Raw genomic sequence first — 22996 nt, forward strand, 5'->3', positions numbered from 1 at the left:
TCCCGCGTCCATCCACGATGGACGAGCGTTTTGGCGCGTCAGGGCCCGTTTCTAGCCGCGTGGACGCATCATCGGCAAGGCGCAATCGGCACGTCCGGGCGCCGAGTCCAAGGCGGTGCAGGAACGGCTGAAACTAACTCGAGGCGATCTCCTCGCCCTCGGCGTCGTTTCCATTCTCGTCGGGAATGTGCTCGACCGACACCACGCGCTCGTCCTCGGCGGTGTCGAACACGATCACCCCTTGGGTGGAGCGGCCCATGATGGAGATACCATCCACGGGGATGCGGATGAGCTGGCCACGGTCGGTGACGAGCATGATCTGGTCGCTGTCGTCCGCCGGGAACGAGGCGACCAGCTTGCCGTTCCGCTGATTGACGATCATGCCGATGATGCCTTTGCCGCCGCGGCCCGAGATCCGGTACTCGTAGGCGCTAGACCGCTTGCCATAGCCGTTCTCGGAAACGGTCAGAACGAACTCCTCATGGGCGCTGAGCTCGGCGTAGCGTTCGGGGCTGAGCACGACCGTCTCCTGGCCTTCCGCCTCCGGCTCGATATCGGGCTCGTAGTCCGTGCCGCCACGACGGACCATGTTCGCCTGTCGCACATAGGCTGTACGCTCCGCCGCCGACGCGTCCACATGGCCGAGGATGGCCATGGAGATGACCTCGTCGCCCTTGCCGAGCTTGATGCCGCGCACGCCGGCCGACTCGCGGCCCTTGAACACGCGCACGTCGGTCACCGGGAAGCGGATCGCCTGGCCGTCGCCCGAGGTGAGCAGCACGTCCTGCTGCTCGTTGCACACATGCACGTCGACGATGCGATCGCCGGCATCGAGCTTCATGGCAATCTTGCCGTTCTGGCGCACCTCGATGAAGTCGGACAGCTTGTTGCGGCGGACGCTGCCGTAATTGGTGGCGAACATCACGTCGAGCTTGTCCCACGAGGCCTCGTCCTCGGGCAGCGGCAGAATGGTGGTGACGGTCTCGTCCTTGTCGAGCGGCAGGAGATTGACCAGCGCCTTGCCGCGCGCTTGCGGCGCGGCTTGCGGCAGCCGCCACACCGTCATCTTGTAGGCCATGCCGCGCGAGGAGAAGAACAGGACCGGCGTGTGGGTGTTGGCGATGAAGATGCGGGTGACGAAATCCTCCTCGCGGGTCGCCATGCCGGCGCGGCCCTTGCCGCCGCGGCGCTGGGAGCGGTAGGCGGACAGCGGTACGCGCTTGATGTAGCCTTTGTGGGACACGGTGACGACCATGTCCTCCCGCTGGATCAAGTCCTCGTCCTCGACCTCACCCACCATTTCGAGGATCTCGGTCTTTCGCGGGGTGCCAAACTCGGTCTTGATCGTGGTCAGCTCGTCCTTGACGATGCCGACGATGCGGGCACGGCTGCGCAAAATCTCGAGGTAGTCGGCAATCTGATCGCCGAGGGTCTTCAACTCATCGCCGATTTCGTCGCGGCCAAGCGCGGTCAGCCGCTGCAGCCGCAGGTCGAGTATGGCGCGGGCCTGATCCTCGGAGAGCCGGTAGGTGCCTTGCGCCGACACTTTGTGGCGCGGGTCGGCGATCAGTTCGACCAGCGCAACCTCGTCCTTGGCCGGCCAGTCGCGCGCCATCAACTGCTCGCGCGCCGTGGCAGGGTCCGGCGCTTTGCGAATCAGCGCGATCACCTCGTCGATATTGGCCACGGCGATGGCGAGGCCGACCAGGACATGAGCACGATCGCGGGCCTTGCGCAGCAGGAACTTGGTGCGGCGCCCGACCACCTCCTCGCGGAAGTCGGTGAAGGCGCGGACCATGTCCTTGAGGTTGAGCAGCTCGGGCTTGCCGCCGATCAGCGCCACCATGTTGCAGCCGAACGTGCTCTGGAGCGGCGAGAAGCGGTAGAGCTGGTTTAGCACCACGTCGGCCATGGCGTCGCGCTTCAGCTCGATGACGACGCGCATGCCCTGGCGGTCCGACTCGTCGCGGATGTCGGCGATGCCCTCGATCTTCTTCTCGCGCACCAGCTCGGCGATCTTCTCCACCATCGCCGCCTTGTTCACCTGATAGGGAATCTCGGTGATGATCAGCGCTTCGCGTTCTTTGCGCACCGTCTCCTGGTGGACGCGGCCGCGCATGAGCACCGAGCCGCGGCCCTTGTGATAGGCGGAGCGGATGCCCTGCTTGCCGAGAATGAGGCCGCCGGTCGGGAAGTCGGGCCCGGGCACCAGCTCGGCCAGCTCGCCGACGCCGATCGCGGGATTGTCGAAATAGGCGATGCAGGCGTCGATCACCTCGCCGAGATTGTGCGGCGGGATGTTGGTGGCCATGCCGACGGCGATGCCGCCAGCGCCGTTGACGAGGAGATTGGGAAACTTCGCCGGCAACACGATCGGCTCTTTCTCGCGGCCGTCGTAGTTCGGCTGGAAGTCGACCGTGTCGTTGTCGAGATCATCGAGCAGCGCCATGGCGGGCTTGGCAAGCCGCACCTCGGTGTAGCGCTCAGCTGCGGGCGGATCGCCGTCGACCGAGCCAAAGTTCCCCTGGCCGTCGATCAGCGGCAGGCGCATGGAGAAGTCCTGCGCCAGGCGAACCAGCGCGTCGTAGATCGCCTGATTGCCGTGCGGGTGGTACTTACCCATGGTGTCGCCGGTGACGCGCGCCGATTTGTTGTAAGGCCGGTCCGGTGTGTAGTTGTTCTCGCGCATCGAATAGAGGATGCGCCGGTGCACGGGCTTCAGCCCGTCGCGCACGTCGGGCAGTGCGCGCGACACGATCACGCTCATGGCGTAATCGAGATACGACCGCTTCATCTCGTCGATGAGCGAGACCGGCCTTATGTCAGAGGGAGTCGGTCCCTCGACCTCGATATTGTCGTCGTCGGCCAATGAAGGAGAAGCCTTCTAAGAGTTGTCGATTCCGCAAACGCCGCACGCACGAGAGGAAACAAGAGCCTCCCGCTCGAGATCGAAAACGCTCGTGGAGTCGCAATTTCTATAGCTGATTTGGCAGGGGTTCCGCAACCGCTCATGAGGTGCAACGCACCGCTGTTTTTTGCTTATACTTCAATGGGTTTGCCTGCCTTTGTACGACCGCCGAGGGGGGCGATTTGACGCCCTCGTCCACAGCCTTGCGCGCGCTCATCGGGAACGAACGAGTCACCCGAAACGTTGTTCGCGAGACGGCGGCGCGACCCCCTGCCCCGCCGCGAATCAAGGCGTCAGCAAGGCGCCATGCAAACCCAAGACGAAAGGAAGTGACCCATGAAACGACTTCTAACTGGCACGGCCATCGGTCTGCTTATGGGCCTGACACCGGCTCTGGCGCAGACCGATACGCCACCCGCCGAATCGCAGGAGCCCCCCGCCCTGCAGGATCCGGCGATTCCCCCGGAGATCATGCCGAGCGAGCCGTCTGAGCCCGCCGATCCAGCGGCGCCGATCCCGGGTGACTCCGCGGCTCCGGCTCCGGACAAGTCATCCGAAATGGCACCTGAGGCACTGCCGGGTGATGAGGCATCGCCTCCATCGCAGTCCTCGGAAGCGCCAAAGTCCCTCGCCCCTGAGGATGCCGGTGACGCCGATGACTCTGCCTCCGCTTCGCTGGACAGCCCGCAGTTCCTCAGCAAGCAGGAAAGCGGAGACTTTCTCGCAAGCTCTCTGATCGGCAAGTCGGTGGTCAATTCGAGCAACGAGTCCATCGGCAGCATCAAGGACCTCGTCACCGATGAGAACGGCGCCATCATCGCCGCGGTCATCGGACATGGCGGCTTCCTTGGCCTGGGCGAGAAGGAGATTGCCGTGCGCTTCGAGGATCTCGACATCGTGCGCGACGAGGACGACGACGTCACGGTGACGGCAAATCTGAGCAACGAGACGCTCGCTTCGGCGCCCGACTACGAGACCTTGGCCGAGCAAGAGATGGCGGTCGGCGCGGCGGATGAGGATGCCGTCGGCACGCCCGACGCCGACATCGGCGACGAAGAGCGCACCTACTAGCTAGTCCCGTTTGGAAACGCCCAGCGGGGACGACAGGGAGCCCGGTTCGTGACACACGGACCGGGCTCTTTCTATGTGCGCGATCATGCCGGCTTGGCGATCATCAGCCAAAAAATGATGAGGACTGACAGGAACGCCGGCCAGCCGAGCCAGAACCAGATGCGGGAGAGACGATAATAGGCCGGCGGCAGCCTGTCTGCGCCGGCCGCCTCGGCCTTCGCGGCGATGTCGCGCATTCGGATCTGGAGGACGACGACCGGCAACCAGCAGGCGCCGACCAGCACGTAGAGAATGAGGCTGGCGGCAATCCAGGTCTGGCCGAGGCTGTAACCCACGAGATAGACGAGCAGAAATCCGGTGATCGGCTGCGCGACCGCGGCGGTGGCGGTGAAGATGTAGTCGGCGACCACCACGGTGCGCAAGGTGGCGGCGATGGCGGCCGGCGCTTCGCGCCGCTCGGCGCGATAGAGAAAGAAGGCGATGCCGGCGCCGGTGCCGAGCAGCACCGCGGCGCCGATGACATGGAGGAATTTCAGCACCAGATAGAGCGACATGGCCGCCTAGCGCTGCTCCTGGAACGCCATGACCACGAGTGTCGCGGCCATCAACGGCAGGATCTTGAGGAGCGCGCCAAACGGGTCGAGCCACAAGGCTGGCGCGATGACGCTGAGGCCGATCAGATAAAAGGCGCTGACGGCGAGCTGAAGCGCGCCTGCCCGGCGCACCCAACCGGGAACCAGAAACAATGCTCCGGCGACAATGTCGACCGCAGCGCCTGCGGCGACGAGCGGCCCTGCGGTGGAAGGATCGACGCCGATATGCGCGAGGATGCTCGCCGCCAGAAACCGCGTCCCCGGGGTCAGCGCCACGAGGCCGGACAGGATCCAGAACAGCGCCACCAACACCTGAAGCAAGGGCACGGTGAAATAGGTCCTGGCGTGGAGGCGGTCTTGCAAGGTCGCCGGCGATACTTGGAGCGTGTCCGCCAGCGACTTGACCCCACCGGCGACGCGGGCGAAGGCCGTGCCGTCCATCAGCCGATCGTAGCGCATCTGCGTCAGCGAGGTCGTCCTTGCAGCGGAGGCATGGCCGAGCCAACCGGCGGCATCGCCAAGGCGGAGCAGCAGGCGCAGTAGCGGGAGCGGCACGGTCACCTCGAGCGCCGCCGGAAAGCCGAGCCAGGCACGAAGAGCGCGCAGAATACCGCTGACGCTCAGCGTATCGGGGCCCGTGGCGTAGAGCGTGGTGCGGGACGGTTCGTGCGTCAGCGCCAGCCGCGCGATACCCCGCGCGAGATCATCGGCGGCGATCGGCTGGAAGCGTTCCGTGGCCCGTCCCGGCAACGGCAACAGTCCCGGCAGGCCGGCCAGGCCGCGCATCAGGGATGTGCCGCCATAGGCGCCGCGCCCGATGACGAGGGACGGCTTGACGATGACCCAATCGATGTCGAGCGCGGCAAGGGCCGTGTCGGCCTTGGCCTTTGACCGCGCATAGGCGCTTCCCATGTCGTCCTCGGCGCTGATGGCGGAGATGTGCACCACGCGGCGGATATGCGCCTCGGCACAGGCCTCGAACAGCGCGATCGTCGCATCGCCATGGATGCGCATGGCATCGTCCTTGGCGGTGCTTTGCAGGATGCCGACGCAATTGACCACGGCGTCGATGCCGGCGAGCCGGGGCAGCCAGCGCGCGGCCTCGACGTCGCGGTTGAAGTCGCAGGCCACCCACGTGATGCCGGGCATGGTGCGTCGCGCGAAGGCAAGGTCGCGGCCGGCGCCGACCACGGTCGCGCCTTCGGGAGGGCGGCCATGACCTCCCTGCCGATAAAGCCATAGGCGCCGGTTACGAGGCAGCGCATTTCAGGTGCCAGAGGTCAGAGGTCAGAGGTCAGGTGCCACGTGCTAACGATCTGGGGAATCGGCACCGGGTTACATATCAGCCACTGATGCCTGATATCTGATATCTGACGACTGACCCCTGATTCTAGAACGGGATCTCGTCGTCGAGCTCCTTGTTGAAGGCGGTGCCGCCACTGCCGCCGCCGCTGCCGCCCAGCGGACGCGAGCGGCCGAAATCGCCGCCGGACTGCCCCTCGCCTGCCCCATCGCGCTGCCGGCCGTCGAGCATGGTGAGCTGCGAATTGAACCCCTGAAGCACGACCTCTGTGGTGTAGCGCTCCTGGCCGGACTGGTCCTCCCATTTGCGCGTTTGCAGCGCGCCTTCGAGATAAACCTTGGAGCCCTTCTTCAGATATTGCTCGGCGATTCGGGCCAAGCCCTCGTTGAAGATGACCACGCGGTGCCACTCGGTCTTCTCGCGCCGCTCACCGGTCGCCTTGTCGCGCCAGCTGTCGCTGGTGGCGACACGCAGATTGACGATGGGACGGCCATCTTGGGTGTGGCGGACTTCAGGATCGGCCCCGAGATTGCCGATCAGGATGACTTTGTTGACCGATCCGGCCATAGTTTCGACCTCCCCGCGGGTGCGCGTCACGATGCCCCGGGAGGCAGTCTAGGGCGGCACTGCGCCCCCTTCCAGGCGACATGGCCCCTGTCCACAGGCCAGGAGCCGGTCTGTTGTACACGTTTTGTTCTCATTCGTCTAGCCTCTCGGCCTCTTGAGATTTCCTGACGCGGGCCGTAAGGCTAAAAACAGAACGAAGTGATTGCAGTGGCAGCGCGTCCGCCTTCGGGAGGTTGCTCGCCTGAAACCCGGTAAGAGGGGATATGCAGCGGTCCGTCGTCGAGCAGCGGCAAACACCAGGGCGTCGAAAGAGCCAACGGCGCCATCCACGCTCAACATTTCTCGGCTTCACCCCCCGCCAGTGGCCGTTCATCGGCGTGTTGGTGGGCAATTGGCTGTTCGCCGCCACCTTCTACGTTCTCGCCAAAATTTATTGGCAGTGGATGCCCGAAAGCTGGACGGTCGGCGAGCGTATCGAGCTCGTGATCAAGGTCGCGGTGTTCGCGCTCATGCCTGCGCTGCTCGCCATCTGCATCGTCGCGGCGCAACGGCTCGATCCGAGTATGTGGGTCGGACGGGCGCCGAAGCCAAACTCCGCGCTCGACATCAACACGCACTTCATCCTCAACACGTTCGAACAGTCCATCCTGTTCGTGATCGGGCTTGCCGGGCTCGCGCTCTATTGCCCAATCGAGGAGGCGCGCACCCTCATCATCCTGGCCGTGCTGTTCCTGGCCGGCCGCGTGCTGTTCTGGGTGGGTTATCACTATCACCCTTACGTGCGCGCTTTCGGCTTCGGCATCACCTTCTATCCGACCGTCATGGTTTATGTCTGGCTGTTCTTCCGCATGGTGTTCGACGTCAAGATTTTCTGACGCGGGAGCAGCTCACTCAGCCTCACCCACCCATGTTGCCAGTCAGCCCCCGCGTGCAGCTCTAGTCGAACCGCCGGCGACTAGCGCCAGCGCTGCCACTCGAGAACCCAATCGAGCGGCCACACGAACATCAAGATGTTGAGCGTGAGGTTGTCGCGGATCATGGCGCCGACGAAGACTTCGAGCGCCACCGCGAGCACGATGGTGAGCCACACCGGCAAGACCGCGGCGAGACAGAAGCCAAGGATCATGAACAGGATGTCGCTCACCGAGTTGAGCACGCTGTCGCCGTAATAGTCGAGCGAGATGGTCGCCTCGCGGTAGTGATTGATGACGAAGTCGGTGTTCTCGAACACTTCCCAGCCCGCCTCGACGGCGACAGCGAGGATCAGCCTGGTCCCGAACGACAGCTTCGGCGCGACGAGCCAGAACAGCGCATAGAACAGAAAGCCGTGGATGATGTGGGAGGGCGTGTACCAGTCAATGAGGTGCTGCGAGTTCTCGGCGCTCACCACCTGGAAATGCCACAGCTTGACATAGCCGCATTTGCAGATGAGCGGGTGGCCCATCGCATAGAGTGCGGCGCCGGCGGCGATAAGGATGGCAGCGACGATGGCGGCTTGGGCGCGGGTGACAATCATGGGCCCGCGCGTCTAGCACGGCGCGCGACTGCCGTCACCCGCAAGGTGGGCATTGCCCACACGGGATACGGTGGGCATGCTTCGCTTTGCCCACCCTACAGGCCTGCAAGAAAGTGAAGATCAAGTCCGAGTAGAACCGTCCGACAGGTTAGCGCGTTAGCCGAGTGTACACAGTTGACGGGTGCTGGCACGCGCCAAGCGCCGATCAGCTATGAGGACATATAGCGGCACGCGGCATACCGAAGCGCGCCGCTACAAGGCTGGCGGCGTGTGGGAAACCGTCAAGAAATGCACTGAGTCATACAATGGACGACGGCATCATTCATACGTCGGACTTTTACATTGATCATACCGGCCAATCGGACAGTGGTCCGGGCCTTCAGGCGTTCCTAAATGCAATAGTCGACACTAAGAAGCGCGGTTGGATTGACCCTGGCATAATTGACTGTAAGGGCTGCGACGTCTACCTCAACTCGACTGGAACAAGGGACGGCTTAGGCGTGAACGGTCTACGCGTCGAAGGGTCCAGCCGAAATCAATCCCGAGTTGTCAATGCGCGCTTGCATGTCGGCGACCAAAACAATCTGACGAGTGGCGCAAGCGGCAAATTAACGTTTGCGTCCTTTAGCATCGAAGGCCAACTGAACCTCTATAATTGCGAGAGCACGCCCATCTTGCAGGACATGACGATCTTCCCATCAGCGATTGATGGATTCTACGCTGGCATCGATACGATCCTAGTGCAGCTGATCTATTGCAATCACCCACTGCTTGTCGGCGTCCGGATAGAAAATGGCATCGACGTTTCCGCCGAAGCCGATGGCATCCGCTTCTCGGGGTGCAACAATGCCACGTGGATTGGCGGTGGCGTCAGCAAGTGCAGACAGGGTATCGCTTTTGAGCATCATCCTCGCTTCGGCGGTGGTGTGTGCCGCATGGCAAAGCTTGACGGCCTGCATCTTGAGCGCAATCGGCTTGAGAGCATTTTGCTCGATGAAGTCTCAAACGCAATGGTGCGCTGTCATGTGCGTGGCAGCCCGCCCAAGAACGGCGATCCGGGCTGGGACACCACTCGGGCGCTCATCAAGCTCCTAGGCAAAGCGGAAATGGTGACGCTCGATCTATATTGCGTGGGCGTGAGCCACGACAAAGGTACAGCCGTACAGGTCAACGATTGCAACCATGTCTATATCCGTGGCACTTTCGAGGACTTCGAAACGGCGGTGGAGATCGCGAACAATGTCACGTACAACATTGGCACGATCAATGCCTCGCGCGTTGGCCAGCCCCTGAGCATCTCTCCCGGGGCTGTCCGTACCGACCATTGGTAGAGATGCGGTATGGGAGATGATGGGACGTCTGCAACCATCTGCTTGAAGCGAAGGCGGCCGCCTTCTTTTTTTGTAAGCCTCTAACTCCTGTTTGTCCGGCTGAGCAACGACCGCACTCGTCGTGGTCCTTTGGGTCAAAAGCTGACCCTCAGCCATCGCGTCACGGCGCACCCTCCGTCACGATTACTCTGGTTCGGCTGGTCGCGCCGGGCTGTCAAAGCCCGTTATCAGGCGTACCAGCTCGGCTTGGCGCCTGGTACCGGTCTTGGCGAACAGATGCTCGAGGTGTTTTTTTACCGTTGACCGCGCCGTCCCAAGCGAATTTGCGACGTCAGCGATATCGCCCAGCTCAATCAGGTTCCGGAGGGCCCGTTTCTCTGCCGGCGTAAGGCCATAGAGCTGTGCCGCCGCATCGACTGCCGTGGATAGATCGGTACGCACCTTTCGCACGAACAAGGCTGCCACCGACGTCTTACTGCCGGCCGCGAGTCTAACGCCGGAGGTGAGTGGCAGAACATGGGCGAGGAAAAGCTCGCGGGTGCGCCCCTTGAGCGGCACGGCGATGCCACGGGCTGCGACTGCCTGGTCTCCCGCCTTTGCGGCGGAGAAGACTTCACGCAGCACGTGATCGACGGAGGGGTCGACGACCATGAGGACGTCCTGAACAAGCTTCACTGGCTCCGCCGCGTCGAGCATCGCACGTCCGCTTGCGTTGGCGTGGACCAGACCGCCGCGCTCATCGACGAGAAACACGCCGGCGGCGAAGTCGTCGATGACTTCGGAAAAGGTGCTGGATTTGACATTGCTGAACTGGATTACATTGCCGACCAGTATGGCGCGGCGGATATGGGGCGCGATCAGTCCCATTCGGCGGCGCGCCTCGTCATCGACCAGTCCGTCACGTCGATGGCGGATGACGGCAGAAATAGCGACATAGGTTGCCGACTTGCTCAGAATGCATCCGATCGAATCGACATAACCCTGCGGCTTCATGTATTCGTTGTACATCGCGGTCCGCTTCATCTCTTCTTCGGGCACGAGATCGTATATGCCGACCACGTCGCCTGGAGATCGCGTCAGCAAAGGCGGGATGATCGGATTGGTGGCGGCAAACCTGTCGAAAAAGAGCTTCATGTAATGGACGTCGTCACCCCAGCTGAAATGGTGGGTGCCACTGCTGTCGATGACGTCTTGCGAAAAAATATTGGCCAGGCACCCGGGCACAAAGTGTGCGACGAGACGTAGCGCCTCCGGCCAGAGCGAGGAATCGAGGGCTGCGTCATAGGTCAGCCCGATCAGTGCCGAGAGCGCTTCGGACTCGTCTTGGTCGGAGGGGTGCCGCATCGCGCAACAGGACTCCCGCACCCGACGATTGGTGTGAAAGGCCAATCGCGGGGATAACCGCGCGCAGAATAATCGATCATGCCGCGGCGCGGAACCCTTTGTTGCTGAGCGTCGCTACAGAACGAAATCGCCCTTGGCGAGGCTGCCGATATTGACGAAGATCTCGAAGTCGGCCTTGCCGTCGCCGTTCGTGTCGCCCTGGACGATCACGGTCGCGCCCTTGTCCTCATAGCGCAGCTCGCCCTTCTCGTCGCTGAAGTCCTTCTTGCCGATCCACTTGAACTTCTGGTTGCCGCTGCCGCTCTTGGCGTCGATGTCCTTGAGGTCGATCTTGTCTTTGCCGCCGAAGTCCATGATCTTGTCGCGCTTTGAGCCGCGCACGCTCTCCTTGATCGAGTTGAAGTCGAAGCGGTCGGCGTCCGCGCCGCCAAACAGGGTATCGCGGCCCTTCCCGCCGATCAGCGTGTCCTTGTTCGCAAAGCCGCGGAGCGTATCGTTGCCGCCCAATCCCGAAATGGTGTTGACATCGCTGTTACCGTTGATCGTCTCGCTGGCGTTGGTCCCCGTGAAATTCTCGGGGCTAATGTTTCCAACAGCGATTGTGATCGGCTGTTGCGTGAAGGAGCCGTCGTCGCTGGTCGCGCGTATGGTGATGGTGTGACTTTTTGCCGTTTCGAAGTCGAGCGCCGCTCCTCCGTTGGCAACGGTTACGACCCCTGTAGTGGAATCGATCTGAAACCGGCCACCGGCGTTATTCACGAGACTGTAGGTGACAGTTTCGCCGCTCCCGTCGATCGCGAGGGCCGTGAACCCGGCCAAGGTCCCGGTCGCCGCGCCTTCCTTTACGCTGTTAACCGCCGGATTGGCGTCCGCCAGTGCGGAGATCAGCGAAGTGACGGCGACGTCGACGTTGGAGAAGTTGAACTGCTCGATATTGGTGAGCGTATCGGTCCCTTCGTCGCCGTCGCCCGGATTCGTATCCGTAATCAGCCACGATGTCGTTCCCCCCTCGTCGACGCGCTGGATGCTGTAACCGGCGGAGTGGCCGTATTCTATGATGTCGAATCCGCCCATTCCATTTATGACGTCATTGCCCTCTCGTGAAAGCGAGAATATGTCGTTCTGACTCGATCCGGTAAGAGTGTCGACGCCTGCAGTGCCTCTGAACTCGATCCGGTCTTCCGCCGAATTCCAGTTGACGAACGTCCAGCCGGCAGCCGAGATATTCGATCCATCGATCAGAAATTGCTGCATCCCGGTGTTGCCGGTGATCCGCAGCGAGTTCGAGAGCAGCCCGTCATCGAATTGCTCCGCCCTAGCAACGACGAGGGAGAAGCCCGAGCTGGCAAATGTCAGCGCTTCATAGTTATGAAAGCCTGTGGTCGCGGTCGTTGTGGCAAAGTCGAACCGGTAGATGGCCCCCGAACCGGCGTTGAGGACGATCGTGTCAAATCCGTTGGTGCCGTTGAAGAAATCCGACGAACCAATGTGCCCGAGACCAGAAGTGCTGGTGATGAAGAGGTTGTCGTCGCTGGCGGGCTGGACGATGTTGTCGACACCGGCGGTGGCACTGTCGTCCTGCATGATGCCGGGATAGGCCGACAGGGCGGCGGCGGTGAGGGGTGGGTGCGCCGCCGCGCCGGCTTGGGCCTGAGGAAGCTCCCAGCTTCCTCCACGCCACGGCGAGCCAACCAGGCCGGCAGCGGCGAGGATGTCGGCGCCAACGAGCTCTTCAAGCGCCGCCACAAACTCTCTGCCCCGTTCGCCCTGGCCCGTCTCACAGGACCAGAGCAGCAGGCGTCCGCCAGCGGCAAGCGCCTGACCGATGGTTGCAAGCTCCGCGGCATGGTCGCCGAGGCCGTGGCGAGTCAGCGTTCCGGAAGCGAATTGAACTTCGCCCGGGGCGCCATGTGCGACGATATGGATGGCTTCGAGCCCAGTCCGTCCGCGCAAGGCGTCGGCAATCTCCCCCAGCGCGCTCCGGCCTGGCGAAAGCACCACCTTTTGGAGGTCTGGGCGTACGCCCGATAACAGTGTGTTGAGGCTTGCGATGTTGGAATCGACGAAAACGATTTCCGCGCCGGTTGGCAACGAACTTACGTTTGTTGGTTGATCCAAAATCAGAGTTGCCATGCTTGCCTCCTCATGGGGCGTAAGGATTCCCGGCGAGCTCGCATATCCGTGAGGATTTCCACCGTCCTGACGATGGCCATCTGTGTCTCCTCTCACGAAGTGCGCGTTTCACTATCGTGAGTTCCGGCAAGGGCCGCATCCGGCATTTGCCGGAGATCGGTCCCAAAATTGCGCGATTTGCATTATCCTGTCGGCGTGCCGCTGAGTGCCGAGGGACTGCCTAATCATGCTTGGAAACGAACCTCAGGCCACGGGCCCGTCGCGGGCCTTGGCGGACCTCATCGGCTCAATCTACGACTGCACGCTCGATCCTGAGCTATGGGACCGGTGCCTTGGCCAGATCAAGGAGGCGCTGGGGACCGCGAATGCCGTGCTGAGCTTGGCGGATATCTCCCAAGACCGCTTTTTGCTGACCAAGCAGGTCGGCATCCCGCCCGAGTGGATGGACCGCGTCGCCGAACACGCTACGGAGATCAACTCGAGGCTTACCGAGGTCCTCGCGTGGTGGCCGTCATTGGACGAACCGTTCGTCGTCAGGCGGCACATGTCCGAGAGCGACCTGCGGACCTCCCCCTACTTCAACGACGTCGTCAGCAAGCAGGGCTTGGTCGACATTATGAGTTTCTACCTCATGGTGTCGCCGACTCGCTACTCGGCTCTGGCGGCAGGGAGCACGCAGCTCATCACCGACCGCCAGGTCGAGCTCGGGCAGCTGTTGTTGCCGCATCTGCGCCGCGCCGTCACCATCAGCAACGTCCTCGATGCCCGCGCCATAGAACGGGCGAGGATGGCCGATGCGCTCGACGCGCTGCATTGCGGCGTCATCTTGGCCAATGAGCGCGCCGACATCCTGCACGCAAACCGCTCGGCGGAGCAGATGTTGCGGCAAGGCCGTCCCCTGCGCGGCAGTGGCGGCGTCCTTGGCGCCACCGACGATGCGGCAACACACGAACTGCGTGCGGCGATCAAGATCGCGGCGCGGGACGAGACCGGTCTCGGGCGGACCGGTCTTGCCGTTCCTCTGGCGGAGCCCGAGGCGGACACCGTCTTCGCCCACGTCCTGCCGCTGGCGTCGGGCGAGACCCGCACACGGCTCCAGCCGGACGCCGTCGCGGCGGTGTTCGTCGGCCAGCGCGACGAGCGCGACGGCGCCGATCTGGTCGCCGCCGCCTTCGGGCTCACGCCGGCCGAGACGCGGGTGCTATCCGGGCTGGTTGCGGGAAGCACCATCGCCGAAACCGCGGCCGCCCTCGGCATCGCACCGTCGACGGCGCGGACGCATCTGGAAAACATCTTTTCGAAAACGGGCATCGGCAGGCAGGCCGACCTCATTCGCCTGGCGGCGCGCATGGCCCCGCCAACGCGATCGCGGGGCTAGGCGACAAAGCAGTCCCTACAAGACAAAGTCGCCCTTGGCGAGGGCGCCGACGTTGACGAAGATCTCGAAGTCGGCCTTGCCGTCGCCATTCGTGTCGCCCTGGACGATGACGGTCGCGCCCTTGTCCTCGTAGCGCAGCTCGCCCTTCTTCTCGTGGAAGTCGCTCTTGCCGATCCACTTGAACTTGCCGGGAATGCCAGCGAGATCGATCTCGTCGCCCTCACCGCGGCTGAAATCCATGATCTTGTCGCGGTTGCCGACCTTCTTGCTGTCCTTGATGGAGTTGAAGTCGAAGCGGTCGGCATCAAGACCGCCGAACAGCGTGTCGCGCCCGAGCCCGCCGCGTATAACGTCATCACCGGCGCCGCCGTCCAACGTGTCGCCGCCCTTGCCGCCGATCAGAGTGTCGTTGCCGTCCTCGCCGAACACCTTCACCGCGCTGCTGCCGCCGGCGCCGTTGAAGCTGTCATTGCCGTCACCGAGAAAGACATTGCCCGTGATCTTGCCTTTGTTGACGATGACGTCATCGACGTTGCCGGCGGTGGCATTCAAGTCGATGTCGCCGGCGATGGTACCGCTGTTGTCGAGCGAGATACGACTAGTACCGGAGAAGATCGCGGCGTCGGTGCCCTTGATGGTGCCGCCGGCGAAGTTGGCGATGGCCGTCACCACGCCGGAGTTGGTGTCGACACGTATACCAAAAAGGTCCGAGTGGATCAGGCCCGAATTGTTGATGACCCCGCCTGCGGGCGAATTAGCGATAACCCCACTCCCCCTTCCATAGATGACGCCGTCATTGTTCAGCACGGCGTTAACGGACACACCGGCGAAGGCGACGCCAAAACCACCATGTGCGATGATCGTGCCATGATTGGTGACAGTGACGTCATCGCCATCCACAAATACTCCGTCAACGCGCCCCGCGATGGTGCGGCCGGCATTGTTGGTTATGACCCCGTCGTCGCCATTAAAGCGCACGCCGGCGTTGGCCCCAAAGATGTTGCCGTCGTTGATCAGTGTGCTTCCGGTTTGGGTGCTTTCAATGCCGTCACCGAAATTGAAGGTGGAGATCACGGAGGTGCCGGCGCCGACGGTTACGGTGATGTTGTTCGCGCCGTATCTGATCGCGCTGTCGTCAGTGACGAACTGGTCGGTGTTGATGGTGCTTGTGAAGTTCACGACGAGTGCTGGCATGGCTTTTTCTCCTCTGTTGCGGCTGTGCGCGCACGTAAGCAGACGGTCGGAGCGAGGCGCCGCCCGCGGCTTATCGTCTTAGATTCACGGGCTCTGGCGCATCCGCCATTTGGCGTAGGTCGCTCGATTGCATTTCCCTGAGCGGCCCCTGAAAACAGCTGAGAGACCAGACCCTGAGATCGCCGATCCGGTGGGCGGGTCCTCTCGATGCTGCACTCCAGGCTGGCGCTACAAAATGAAGTCGCCCTTGGCGAGGCTGCCGACATTGACGAAGATCTCGAAGTCGGCCTTGCCGTCGCCATTCGTGTCGCCTTGCACGATCACCGTGGAGCCCTTGTCCTCGTAGCGGAGTTCGCCCTTCTTCTCGTGGAAGTCCTGCTTGCCGATGAACTTGAAGTTCTGATTGCCGCCGACGCCGGACTTGGCGTCGATGTCGCGCAGGTCGATGACGTCATCCTGCCCGCGCTTGAAGTCCATGATCTTGTCGCGCGGGCCGCCCTTCTTCGATTCCTTGATCGAATTGAAATCGAAGCGGTCGGCGTCTGGCCCGCCGAACAGGGTGTCGCGGCCGAGGCCGCCGTTCAGCACGTCGTCGCCGGCGCCGCCGCGCAGAGTGTCGGAACCCTTGAAGCCTATGATCGTGTCGTTGCCCTCGCCGCCATCGACGAACGGCACGCTGAACATCTGCTTCAGCGCGGAGAAGTCGAAGGTGTTGGCGCCGGCGGTGCCAAACAGTCCTTTGTCGTTGCCGAGCAATTTCTCGATGGAGGCAGCCCCGGCGTTGAAACCGGAAAGCGTGACCGCGCTGCTTGGGCCGGTAAAGTTGGCAAAGACGAGGCTGTCGACGCCCGATCCTCCGTTCATGCTGTCGGCGATCCCCTCTGAGCCGTTAATGTAGATATCGTCGTTACCGCTGCCGCCGAAAACCGTGTCCGCGCCCGCGCCGCCGATCAGCAAATCGTTGCCGATGCCGCCAGTAAGCGTGTCGTTGCCGGCTTCCCCTTCGATAACGTCGTCCCCCGCGCCCCCATCGAGGGAGTCGTTACCCTCTCCTCCGTAGAGACCGTCACCGCCGGGACCGGCAACGACAACGTCGTTGCCGCCCTCACAGTGGAATTCATCGAGCTGATTATCCTGGAGCTGGGCCAATCCACCGCCGCTAAATCCAATCAGAACGCCGGTCGTTGCATTGGCCGTGTCGGCGCCGGATGTACCTACAAATTGCGTCATTGCAATTCTCCCGTCGCTCTAGCGTGGAATACCCGGCCCAATCCGGGCTTGCTCATAAGATGAAGTCGCCCTTGGCGAGGCTGCCGATATTGACGAAGATCTCGAAGTCGGCCTTGCCGTCGCCGTTCGTGTCGCCCTGGACGATCACGGTCGCGCCCTTGTCCTCGTAGCGCAGCTCACCCTTCTTCTCGTGGAACTTGCTCTTGCCGATCCACTTGAAGGCCTGATTGCCCCCACCCGTCTGGGCGTCGATGTCTTTGAGGTCGATGTGGTCGGGGCCGCGTTCGAAGTCCATGATCTTGTCGCGTGAGCCGCCCTTCTTGCTCTCCTTGATGGAGTTAAAGTCGAAGCGGTCGGCGCCGAGGCCGCCGAACAGCATGTCGCGGCCCGCGCCGCCGGTCAGGACATCGATGCCCGCGTCTCCGTTTAGGATGTCGTTTCCGGCATCGCCGAAAAGCATGTTGTTGCCGATGCCCCCGGAGATGAAATCGTTGCCGCCGAGACCCTTGACCGTCGAATTGACGGTGCCACCGCCGAGAATATCGTTGAAGTTTGAACCGATCAGTTGCTCGACCTCGAATATCCGATCTCCGGCGGCATGGCCGCCAGCGCCGGGGTCACCGGCCAAGTTAATGTTGACGGCGGCGGGCGACGAAGCATAGGTCACGGTGTCGAACCCGTTGCCGCCATTGAGCGCGTCGCCGCGGTCGCCGCCGATCAGCGTGTCGTTGCCGTTAAAGCCAAGAAGCGTGTCCGACAAAGGCGTGCCGACGACTGTGTCGTTGCCCTGCATCAGGTTGCCGACGAATTCCGCCACGTTGCCGCTGTCCCGAAGCGCGTTCCAGTATGCGAATGTTATTGAGAAGGAGATTCCGGTAATATCCAGATTAGGGGCACCGGAACCGTCGGTGCCATTTATCAAGGCGCGTGAAATTGGTCCTTGGACCCCGGCCAGCGAATCCACAATGAACTGACCGAGAAAATGCACATAGCTGTTGTTGGTCCACATCAACTGCCCATAAGACGTCCACCAACTCGCTCCTCCAAGAGTTCCGGAGGTGGGCAGCGCGCTCATATTCGTAGGTTCAAGTAGGGTAACGGTGGCCATGGCAGCCTCCCCAGTTCAGGCTTAGGCGGCTCAAGCGCGCCGTGAGCCGGAATAACACTCGGTTACCGGGTAAGCCGGGGCCCGGGACATTCCTCACCGAGCCGCCATCCCGAGGCGCGCGATTGGTGCTGCTGCGAACGTCTTACTTTCGAGAGGCCAGCGCATCCGCCATTTGGCGTAGATGGGACGCAAAATGGCGGCCTTTCCGGCCCTAGCTTGCTATAGTTGCGCCGCAACCAGCGGGAGCGGCCGCGCAAGAGTAGAATGGCCGCCGTCATGCCGCTCGGCTGAGAGCGACGCATCTTTCGACTAAGGGCGACGGGATGTTTCGGTTCAGCTCAAATGTCGTCGAGCCCCGTGAGCGGATCGAGCTCTGGGACGACTTCCTGGCGCAGACTCTTGCGCCGTTCAGAACCGAGCCGGCAGGTGAGAGTCCCTTTCACGTCGAGATCGGGATGCAGATGGTCGGCGACCTCCCGATCGTCAACGTCGATGGCCGCGGCTACCGAGGAGCGCGTGGGAAGTCGGAAATCGCGCGCTCGCGCGAGCACTTCTATGTCGCGACAGTCCATGTTGGCGGTGCCGCATCCCTGGCAGGCCCAGATAAAGAAACGTCTCTCGCTCGCGGCGACGTCTTTGTCCTCGACACGATGCATGAGTTGGAGTTTGGCCTTGAGGCCCCCTACCGGCATCTGCTCGTGAAGGTGCCGAAGGAATGGCTCGAGGCGCGGGTGGCCCGGCCGGATCTGCTGTGCGGCTCTGTCTTGACGCGCGACAACGCACTCGCGCAGCTGTTCGCCTCTTATCTCGCCGCCGGGTTCCTGACGGCAGATCGACTTTCAGCGTCTGCGGCGACGATGTTCGCGCAACATCTGATCGATCTCCTGGCCGAGGCCTTTGCCGGACCGGAGCCGGATCGACCGGCGCCCTCCAAGGCGTGGCGCGCCGCCATGCTCACCCACGCCTGCCGGCTGATGGCGTTGAAGTTTGGCGACCCAGATCTCAACCCGCAGCGCATCGCCGAGCAGCTCGGCATCTCGACGCGCATGCTGCACCGAATCTTCGCCGAGCATGGCGAGACCGTGATGCAACATCTGCTGACGGAGCGGCTGGATCGCGCGGCGAAACTCTTGGGCTCTCCGCACGTGCGACATCGCGGCATCACCGAGATTGCGTTTGCCTGCGGCTTCAACGACCTTACCCATTTCGGCCGTGTGTTCGCCGAGCGTATGGGCATGCCGCCATCGCAATGGCGCAAGCAGGCGCTATGAACTCCTAGAGAATGAAGTCGCCCTTGGCGAGGGCGCCGGCGAGGGAGCATCTTCGCGAAGACGGGCGCGACGCGTCAGGCCGACCTCATGCGGCTTGGCGCGCGGGTCGGGCCCCCCGCCCGCACGCTGGGCTGAGCGCCGCTCAGAACAGCTAGAGCTCGCTTGGATCGATCGGCTCTCTTGCCGCGTGGCGAATATGCAGAATAATGACCTCGTCGCGTGTCGTCGTGTAGAAGATCAGGTAGGGATAGACGCCGAGTGGAAATGCTCGGACAGAAGGCCTCTCTTCGACGACGCGCCCACTATTTGGAAAAGCCGCTATCAGGTCCACGACGGTGCGAATGCGCCGCTCGATTTCGATCGCCCCGAGCGGGTTACGCTCGGCAAGATAGTCTCCGATGTCAATAAGGTCGCAGACGGCGCGAGGACTGTAACCTATTCTCACCTGCGGAAGCGCTCGAAGGCAGCTTCAACCTCGGCAGGGGTCGCTCGTTCGCCGCGCTCGACTTGGGTTAGCGCTTCATCGATTGCTTCTAGGTCTTCAGCGGAGAGCTTGAGGGCACGCAGACCAAGCCGGTCAAGAGCAAGTAGAATTTCGGCTGCCTCGTCCTGACGTTCCTGCGGCCAGCGGCGCACAGCGTCGAGGGCTTTTTCCATCAGCGTTGTCATGGTCCTCAACTAACACAAGCCGGGAATTGGCGCGAGTCCCGGCGGTAACGCCGGCGCTGCTGTCCCTGATATGGTGCGTGTCTATGCAGATCAACGCGCCGCCAGCCGTCTCAATCCTGACGATTTCAGAATTTCTTGAAGACGCCGAACACCACGCTCCACGCCGTCACGGTGTTGTAGGCGAACGCCGAGGTGAGCGCCTTGAGCTTCATCGAGGTGGCGTGCTCGGGGATATCGTAGCCGATGACGGGACCGAGCTGAAGCGTCTCCGCCCGCAACCCGTCGGGCGGGATGGGAACACCGAAAAACTCATCGTCCCCGATCTGGATGGCATAGAAGCCGGCGACCCCCACCTGAAAGCGTCCGATATGTTCGGACACGGCCCAATCGATGTTGATGAGGTCGCCGGTCAGATAGTGGGTCTCGGGATTTTCCAAATAAGTGTTGTAGTAAGCCTTGGCGCTGAACTCGGTGCCCTCGGCGAGGATCGGCCGGGTCGTGTAGGTGAGCGCGATGGACGGCGCGAAGTCCCAGATATTCGTGCCCATGCTCAAGACCCGGGCCAAGGTGTCGGCGTTGTCGTACTGCCCTGACGGGATCACCATGCCGAAGCCAAGCATGAGATTGAGTCCCTCCAGGATGGGATAGGCGTTCGGATTTCTCGACGGGCGGGGTGTGCCGTAATAGCGCCCCCAGTCGAACTCGACATAGGGATCGCCGACCCCCTGATTGCAGCGGTCCCGCTGGCCGATGAACAGGCTGCCGCACTGATTGCCGCCGGGGATGATGCCGCCGAAGCCGACGCTTCCGCCGAACACCTTGAAGTTGGGCACGTAATAGAGGAACGGGCCGACCAGCTCCTTGTAGAGCTGCGCGTCCCTCAGGGCCGGGATGGTCTCGCCGTGGCGATCGAGGAAATCGATGGTCCCGGCGCCGACGGTGATGAACCCGCCATAGAGGCCGGGCAGCGGCATGATGGCCGAGCGGATGTCAGTGCCGCCGATCGGCCCGGCCACGGTCGGGCCCTCGACCGCGAGCGCGCGGACAGGGACCGCCAAGACGCTCAGGAAGACGACGATAATGGCTGAAAATCGCCAATTCTCCCGCACGCTGACCCGCCCCCGGTCTTATTTGCGCTGAGAGAGATTAGTCTGTTTTTCGCGCCACACTGTTGTATTTGTGCAGCGGTTCAACCGAAAATGCGCCCGGCTCGGCCCTGCCCGCCGCCAGGCAAATCCAGGACCTGCTCCGGGGCTCCCCTTACAAGTCGAAGTCGCCGGCGTTGAGCTTGGTCACGTTCTTCACCAGGATGGCGAAGTCGGCCTCGCCGTCGCCGTTGGTGTCGCCTTCGACGTAGGCGTTGCCGTTCTTCACCACGTAGTGCAACTCGCCCTTCTTTTCGTGGAAGTTGCTCTTGCCGATCCATTTGAAGGCCTGGTTGCCGCTGCCGGTCTTGGCATCGATGGCGGAGAGGTCCATCAGATCGCCGTCGGCTCTGGTGAAATCCTCGATGGTGTCGCGGCCATTAGCCTTCACGGTCGAGTCCTTGATCGACGTGTACCGGAACGTATCGGCACCGTCATAGCCGAACAACATGTCCTTGCCGCGGCCGCCGGTGATGAGGTTGTCGCCCTCGTTGCCCTGAAGCATGTTGTTCGCAGCGCTGCCGACCAGACTGAAATCGCCGGTGCCTGCGAGCACCACGTTCTCGACATTGGCGTAGTTGGCGAGGTTGATGCTGAAGGCGTCGGCCAAGATCGTGTCCGTGCCCTGACCGGCGCCCTCAATAACGACATCGAGCGGGTTATCGATTGCATACGTATCGTTACCGGTTCCGCCCGACATCAGATCGGCGCCGACCCCGCCCACGATAAGGTCGTCGCCGCCCCCGCCGAACAGGGCATCGCTGCCGCTATCGCCGAGCAGAAAATCGTTGCCGCTGCCGCCATCCAGGAGATCGTTGCCGAGGCCACCGAGAAGCGTTCCCCTCCTCTCCCCTAAGCGTATCCTGGCCGTTGTCGCCGTGCAGCTCGTCGTCGCCGGAGCGGCCCTCGATCGTGTCGTCGAGAAACGTGCCGACCAGGCTGTCGTCGAAGCCGGAGCCGAACAGAGTCACCGGACCGGTGCGCGGCTCGAAGATCTGGCCGCGGATCGCGTTTCCGTCGGTATCGCCGCCGGTTTGACTTGCGTCTAACCAAGCGAAGACAAGGCGCCCATCGGCCAGTACGGAAACGCTGGGAAAGCCTTGCCCCTGGGCGGTGGTGGTGTTGACCAGAAACTCGTCGCCCGAGGTGGTGCCGTCGCCATTGAAGACCTGGGCGCGTACGGCCGCGCCCGACGTGTCGTCCCCGGTCTGGCTGTAGTCGGTCCAGGTGACGACGAAACGCCCGTCAGCCAAGGCGGTCAAGCTTATGTCTCGCTGGTCGTCGGTGGAGGTTGTGTGAACCGTGAACTCGCCACCGAACTTCGTGCCGTCTGCATTGAAGATCTGGGCGACGATTTCGGCGTCCGCGCCGCCATGGTCCTGCCAAGCGACGACGAAACGGCCGTCGGCCAGACCGATGACAGCCGCGGCATCCTGGTCGCCGGCAGTCGTTGCGCTGACGACGAACTCGCTTCCGACAGCGAAGCCATTCTCATCGTAGCGCTGCGCCCGCACATTGAGACCGGTGGCAAAATCTCCCAGCTCATTGGCGCTCCCGTCCGTCCACACGACAACGAAGCCGCCATTGGTTAGGGAAGCGGCCGCCGGCTGCGTCTGGGGGCCAAGGACAGTGGTGTTGATCGTGGTGGTCGGGCCCGAGGCGTCGCCGGCGGCGTCATAAAGCTGCGCCCTGACGTCTCCGTCTTGCGTGTCCTCCCAGAGGATGGCGAACCCTCCGGCAGCCAAAGCCACGAGGGTGGGATCGACTGCCGTATCAAGTGCGATCTCATCGCCGATCGGATCGCCCGCTGCGTCGAACACCCGGGCGCTGATGCCGAACGTGTCGTTATCCTGCCAAGCGAGAACGAAGCCGCCGCCTTGCAAGGCGGTGACCATTGGCGCGACCTTGAAATCGGTGGCGTCGGTATGGGCGATGAACTCGCTGCCCGACTTGCTGCCGTCCGCATTGAAGATTTGCGCGCGGATGTCGAAGTCGCCGGCGCTTTCGTCTTGCCAAGTGACGACGAAGCGGCCATCGGCCAGCGCCGTCATGTTAGGCTCGCTTTGGCTATCGGCGGTCGTCGTGTTGACCAGAAATTCGCTGCCCCATTTGATGGGTGTCGGCATCGTTGCGCTCCGTTTGCTGGGATTAGCAGCAGAGCACTCTCAGCCGCAGCGATTGCCGGGCCGTTCCAAAAATCCCTAGAATGCGGTGAAATTTGGCGGACGGTGCAGG

Annotated in this window: 20 protein-coding genes; 5 read left to right on the top strand and 15 right to left on the bottom strand. The window is 62.6% G+C overall.

The window, feature by feature from the left end:
* Positions 1-133: 133 nt before the first annotated feature.
* Positions 134-2869, bottom strand: coding sequence for a DNA gyrase subunit A (gene gyrA / locus ACRECX_RS00535; protein ID WP_431556854.1), 2736 nt, complete (start codon positions 2867-2869; stop codon positions 134-136).
* Between the two features lie 375 nt (positions 2870-3244).
* On the opposite strand from gyrA, the gene ACRECX_RS00540 reads away from it, so the two are divergent.
* The gene (locus ACRECX_RS00540) at positions 3245-3979 is read left to right on the top strand and encodes a PRC-barrel domain-containing protein (RefSeq protein ID WP_431556855.1); all 735 of its coding nucleotides are present in this window, start codon (positions 3245-3247) and stop codon (positions 3977-3979) included.
* Positions 3980-4062: 83 nt separating this feature from the next.
* On the opposite strand, the gene ACRECX_RS00545 is transcribed toward ACRECX_RS00540, so the two are convergent.
* From ACRECX_RS00545 to ACRECX_RS00555, 3 genes are all read right to left on the bottom strand, one after another.
* Complete coding sequence (locus tag ACRECX_RS00545; RefSeq protein WP_431556856.1) at positions 4063-4533, bottom strand: DUF2269 family protein; 471 nt, start codon at positions 4531-4533, stop codon at positions 4063-4065.
* A gap of 6 nt (positions 4534-4539) precedes the next feature.
* Positions 4540-5763 (bottom strand): SDR family oxidoreductase, encoded by a 1224-nt coding sequence (locus tag ACRECX_RS00550; protein WP_431556857.1) that lies wholly within the window; start codon positions 5761-5763, stop codon positions 4540-4542.
* A 199-nt stretch (positions 5764-5962) separates the two neighbouring features.
* On the bottom strand, positions 5963-6442 hold the full coding sequence (locus ACRECX_RS00555) for a single-stranded DNA-binding protein (RefSeq protein WP_431556858.1): 480 nt from the start codon (positions 6440-6442) through the stop codon (positions 5963-5965).
* Positions 6443-6705: 263 nt separating this feature from the next.
* Here ACRECX_RS00555 and ACRECX_RS00560 point away from each other — a divergent pair, with 263 nt between their 5' ends.
* Positions 6706-7317, top strand: a complete 612-nt coding sequence (locus ACRECX_RS00560; protein WP_431556859.1) for an MAPEG family protein — start codon at positions 6706-6708, stop codon at positions 7315-7317.
* An 80-nt stretch (positions 7318-7397) separates the two neighbouring features.
* Here the strand turns inward: ACRECX_RS00560 and ACRECX_RS00565 are convergent, their stop codons facing one another.
* Positions 7398-7958, bottom strand: a complete 561-nt coding sequence (locus ACRECX_RS00565; RefSeq protein WP_431556860.1) for a DUF2585 domain-containing protein — start codon at positions 7956-7958, stop codon at positions 7398-7400.
* A 305-nt stretch (positions 7959-8263) separates the two neighbouring features.
* On the opposite strand from ACRECX_RS00565, the gene ACRECX_RS00570 reads away from it, so the two are divergent.
* Positions 8264-9289, top strand: a complete 1026-nt coding sequence (locus ACRECX_RS00570; protein WP_431556861.1) for a hypothetical protein — start codon at positions 8264-8266, stop codon at positions 9287-9289.
* A gap of 183 nt (positions 9290-9472) precedes the next feature.
* Here ACRECX_RS00570 and ACRECX_RS00575 read toward each other — a convergent pair whose 3' ends face one another.
* Entirely contained in the window at positions 9473-10633 is a 1161-nt protein-coding gene (locus ACRECX_RS00575; RefSeq protein WP_431556862.1) for a helix-turn-helix transcriptional regulator, read from the bottom strand.
* Between the two features lie 114 nt (positions 10634-10747).
* On the bottom strand, positions 10748-12766 hold the full coding sequence (locus tag ACRECX_RS00580; protein WP_431556863.1) for a DUF4347 domain-containing protein: 2019 nt from the start codon (positions 12764-12766) through the stop codon (positions 10748-10750).
* A gap of 226 nt (positions 12767-12992) precedes the next feature.
* Between ACRECX_RS00580 and ACRECX_RS00585 the strand changes: the two genes are divergently transcribed.
* Positions 12993-14144, top strand: a complete 1152-nt coding sequence (locus ACRECX_RS00585; RefSeq protein ID WP_431556864.1) for a helix-turn-helix transcriptional regulator — start codon at positions 12993-12995, stop codon at positions 14142-14144.
* Positions 14145-14159: 15 nt separating this feature from the next.
* Here ACRECX_RS00585 and ACRECX_RS00590 read toward each other — a convergent pair whose 3' ends face one another.
* From ACRECX_RS00590 to ACRECX_RS00600, 3 genes are all read right to left on the bottom strand, one after another.
* The gene (locus ACRECX_RS00590) at positions 14160-15338 is read right to left on the bottom strand and encodes a hypothetical protein (RefSeq protein ID WP_431556865.1); all 1179 of its coding nucleotides are present in this window, start codon (positions 15336-15338) and stop codon (positions 14160-14162) included.
* Positions 15339-15566: 228 nt separating this feature from the next.
* The gene (locus tag ACRECX_RS00595; RefSeq protein WP_431556866.1) at positions 15567-16568 is read right to left on the bottom strand and encodes a calcium-binding protein; all 1002 of its coding nucleotides are present in this window, start codon (positions 16566-16568) and stop codon (positions 15567-15569) included.
* 52 nt (positions 16569-16620) lie between these two features.
* Positions 16621-17676, bottom strand: a complete 1056-nt coding sequence (locus ACRECX_RS00600) for a calcium-binding protein (protein WP_431556867.1) — start codon at positions 17674-17676, stop codon at positions 16621-16623.
* A gap of 323 nt (positions 17677-17999) precedes the next feature.
* Between ACRECX_RS00600 and ACRECX_RS00605 the strand changes: the two genes are divergently transcribed.
* On the top strand, positions 18000-18947 hold the full coding sequence (locus ACRECX_RS00605) for a helix-turn-helix domain-containing protein (protein WP_431556868.1): 948 nt from the start codon (positions 18000-18002) through the stop codon (positions 18945-18947).
* A 151-nt stretch (positions 18948-19098) separates the two neighbouring features.
* Here ACRECX_RS00605 and ACRECX_RS00610 read toward each other — a convergent pair whose 3' ends face one another.
* The 5 genes from ACRECX_RS00610 to ACRECX_RS00630 form a co-directional block, all read right to left on the bottom strand.
* The gene (locus ACRECX_RS00610; RefSeq protein WP_431556869.1) at positions 19099-19392 is read right to left on the bottom strand and encodes a type II toxin-antitoxin system RelE/ParE family toxin; all 294 of its coding nucleotides are present in this window, start codon (positions 19390-19392) and stop codon (positions 19099-19101) included.
* Entirely contained in the window at positions 19389-19616 is a 228-nt protein-coding gene (locus ACRECX_RS00615) for a hypothetical protein (RefSeq protein WP_431556870.1), read from the bottom strand. The genes ACRECX_RS00610 and ACRECX_RS00615 overlap by 4 nt, the downstream gene beginning before the upstream one ends.
* A 125-nt stretch (positions 19617-19741) precedes the next feature.
* On the bottom strand, positions 19742-20725 hold the full coding sequence (locus ACRECX_RS00620) for a SphA family protein (protein ID WP_431556871.1): 984 nt from the start codon (positions 20723-20725) through the stop codon (positions 19742-19744).
* 151 nt (positions 20726-20876) lie between these two features.
* A complete protein-coding gene (locus ACRECX_RS00625; RefSeq protein WP_431557009.1) occupies positions 20877-21623 on the bottom strand; it encodes a hypothetical protein in 747 nt (248 codons plus the stop codon).
* Positions 21529-22887, bottom strand: coding sequence for a calcium-binding protein (locus ACRECX_RS00630; RefSeq protein ID WP_431556872.1), 1359 nt, complete (start codon positions 22885-22887; stop codon positions 21529-21531). The genes ACRECX_RS00625 and ACRECX_RS00630 overlap by 95 nt, the downstream gene beginning before the upstream one ends.
* Positions 22888-22996 lie beyond the last annotated feature (109 nt).

Origin of the sequence: Methyloceanibacter sp. (assembly GCF_050726195.1) — a bacterium.
Lineage (GTDB): Bacteria > Pseudomonadota > Alphaproteobacteria > Rhizobiales > Methyloligellaceae > Methyloceanibacter.

Excerpts from the sequence above, each read along its gene's own strand:
- ACRECX_RS00540 (WP_431556855.1), top strand. The coding sequence starts at position 3,245 with ATGAAACGACTTCTAACTGGCACGGCCATCGGTCTGCTTATGGGCCTG.
- ACRECX_RS00615 (WP_431556870.1), bottom strand. The coding sequence starts at position 19,616 with ATGACAACGCTGATGGAAAAAGCCCTCGACGCTGTGCGCCGCTGGCCG.
- ACRECX_RS00580 (WP_431556863.1), bottom strand. The coding sequence starts at position 12,766 with ATGGCAACTCTGATTTTGGATCAACCAACAAACGTAAGTTCGTTGCCA.
- ACRECX_RS00600 (WP_431556867.1), bottom strand. The coding sequence starts at position 17,676 with ATGGCCACCGTTACCCTACTTGAACCTACGAATATGAGCGCGCTGCCC.
- ACRECX_RS00565 (WP_431556860.1), bottom strand. The coding sequence starts at position 7,958 with ATGATTGTCACCCGCGCCCAAGCCGCCATCGTCGCTGCCATCCTTATC.
- ACRECX_RS00585 (WP_431556864.1), top strand. The coding sequence starts at position 12,993 with ATGCTTGGAAACGAACCTCAGGCCACGGGCCCGTCGCGGGCCTTGGCG.
- ACRECX_RS00555 (WP_431556858.1), bottom strand. The coding sequence starts at position 6,442 with ATGGCCGGATCGGTCAACAAAGTCATCCTGATCGGCAATCTCGGGGCC.
- ACRECX_RS00595 (WP_431556866.1), bottom strand. The coding sequence starts at position 16,568 with ATGACGCAATTTGTAGGTACATCCGGCGCCGACACGGCCAATGCAACG.
- ACRECX_RS00545 (WP_431556856.1), bottom strand. The coding sequence starts at position 4,533 with ATGTCGCTCTATCTGGTGCTGAAATTCCTCCATGTCATCGGCGCCGCG.
- ACRECX_RS00605 (WP_431556868.1), top strand. The coding sequence starts at position 18,000 with ATGTTTCGGTTCAGCTCAAATGTCGTCGAGCCCCGTGAGCGGATCGAG.
- ACRECX_RS00590 (WP_431556865.1), bottom strand. The coding sequence starts at position 15,338 with ATGCCAGCACTCGTCGTGAACTTCACAAGCACCATCAACACCGACCAG.
- ACRECX_RS00575 (WP_431556862.1), bottom strand. The coding sequence starts at position 10,633 with ATGCGGCACCCCTCCGACCAAGACGAGTCCGAAGCGCTCTCGGCACTG.
- ACRECX_RS00560 (WP_431556859.1), top strand. The coding sequence starts at position 6,706 with ATGCAGCGGTCCGTCGTCGAGCAGCGGCAAACACCAGGGCGTCGAAAG.
- ACRECX_RS00570 (WP_431556861.1), top strand. The coding sequence starts at position 8,264 with ATGGACGACGGCATCATTCATACGTCGGACTTTTACATTGATCATACC.
- ACRECX_RS00630 (WP_431556872.1), bottom strand. The coding sequence starts at position 22,887 with ATGCCGACACCCATCAAATGGGGCAGCGAATTTCTGGTCAACACGACG.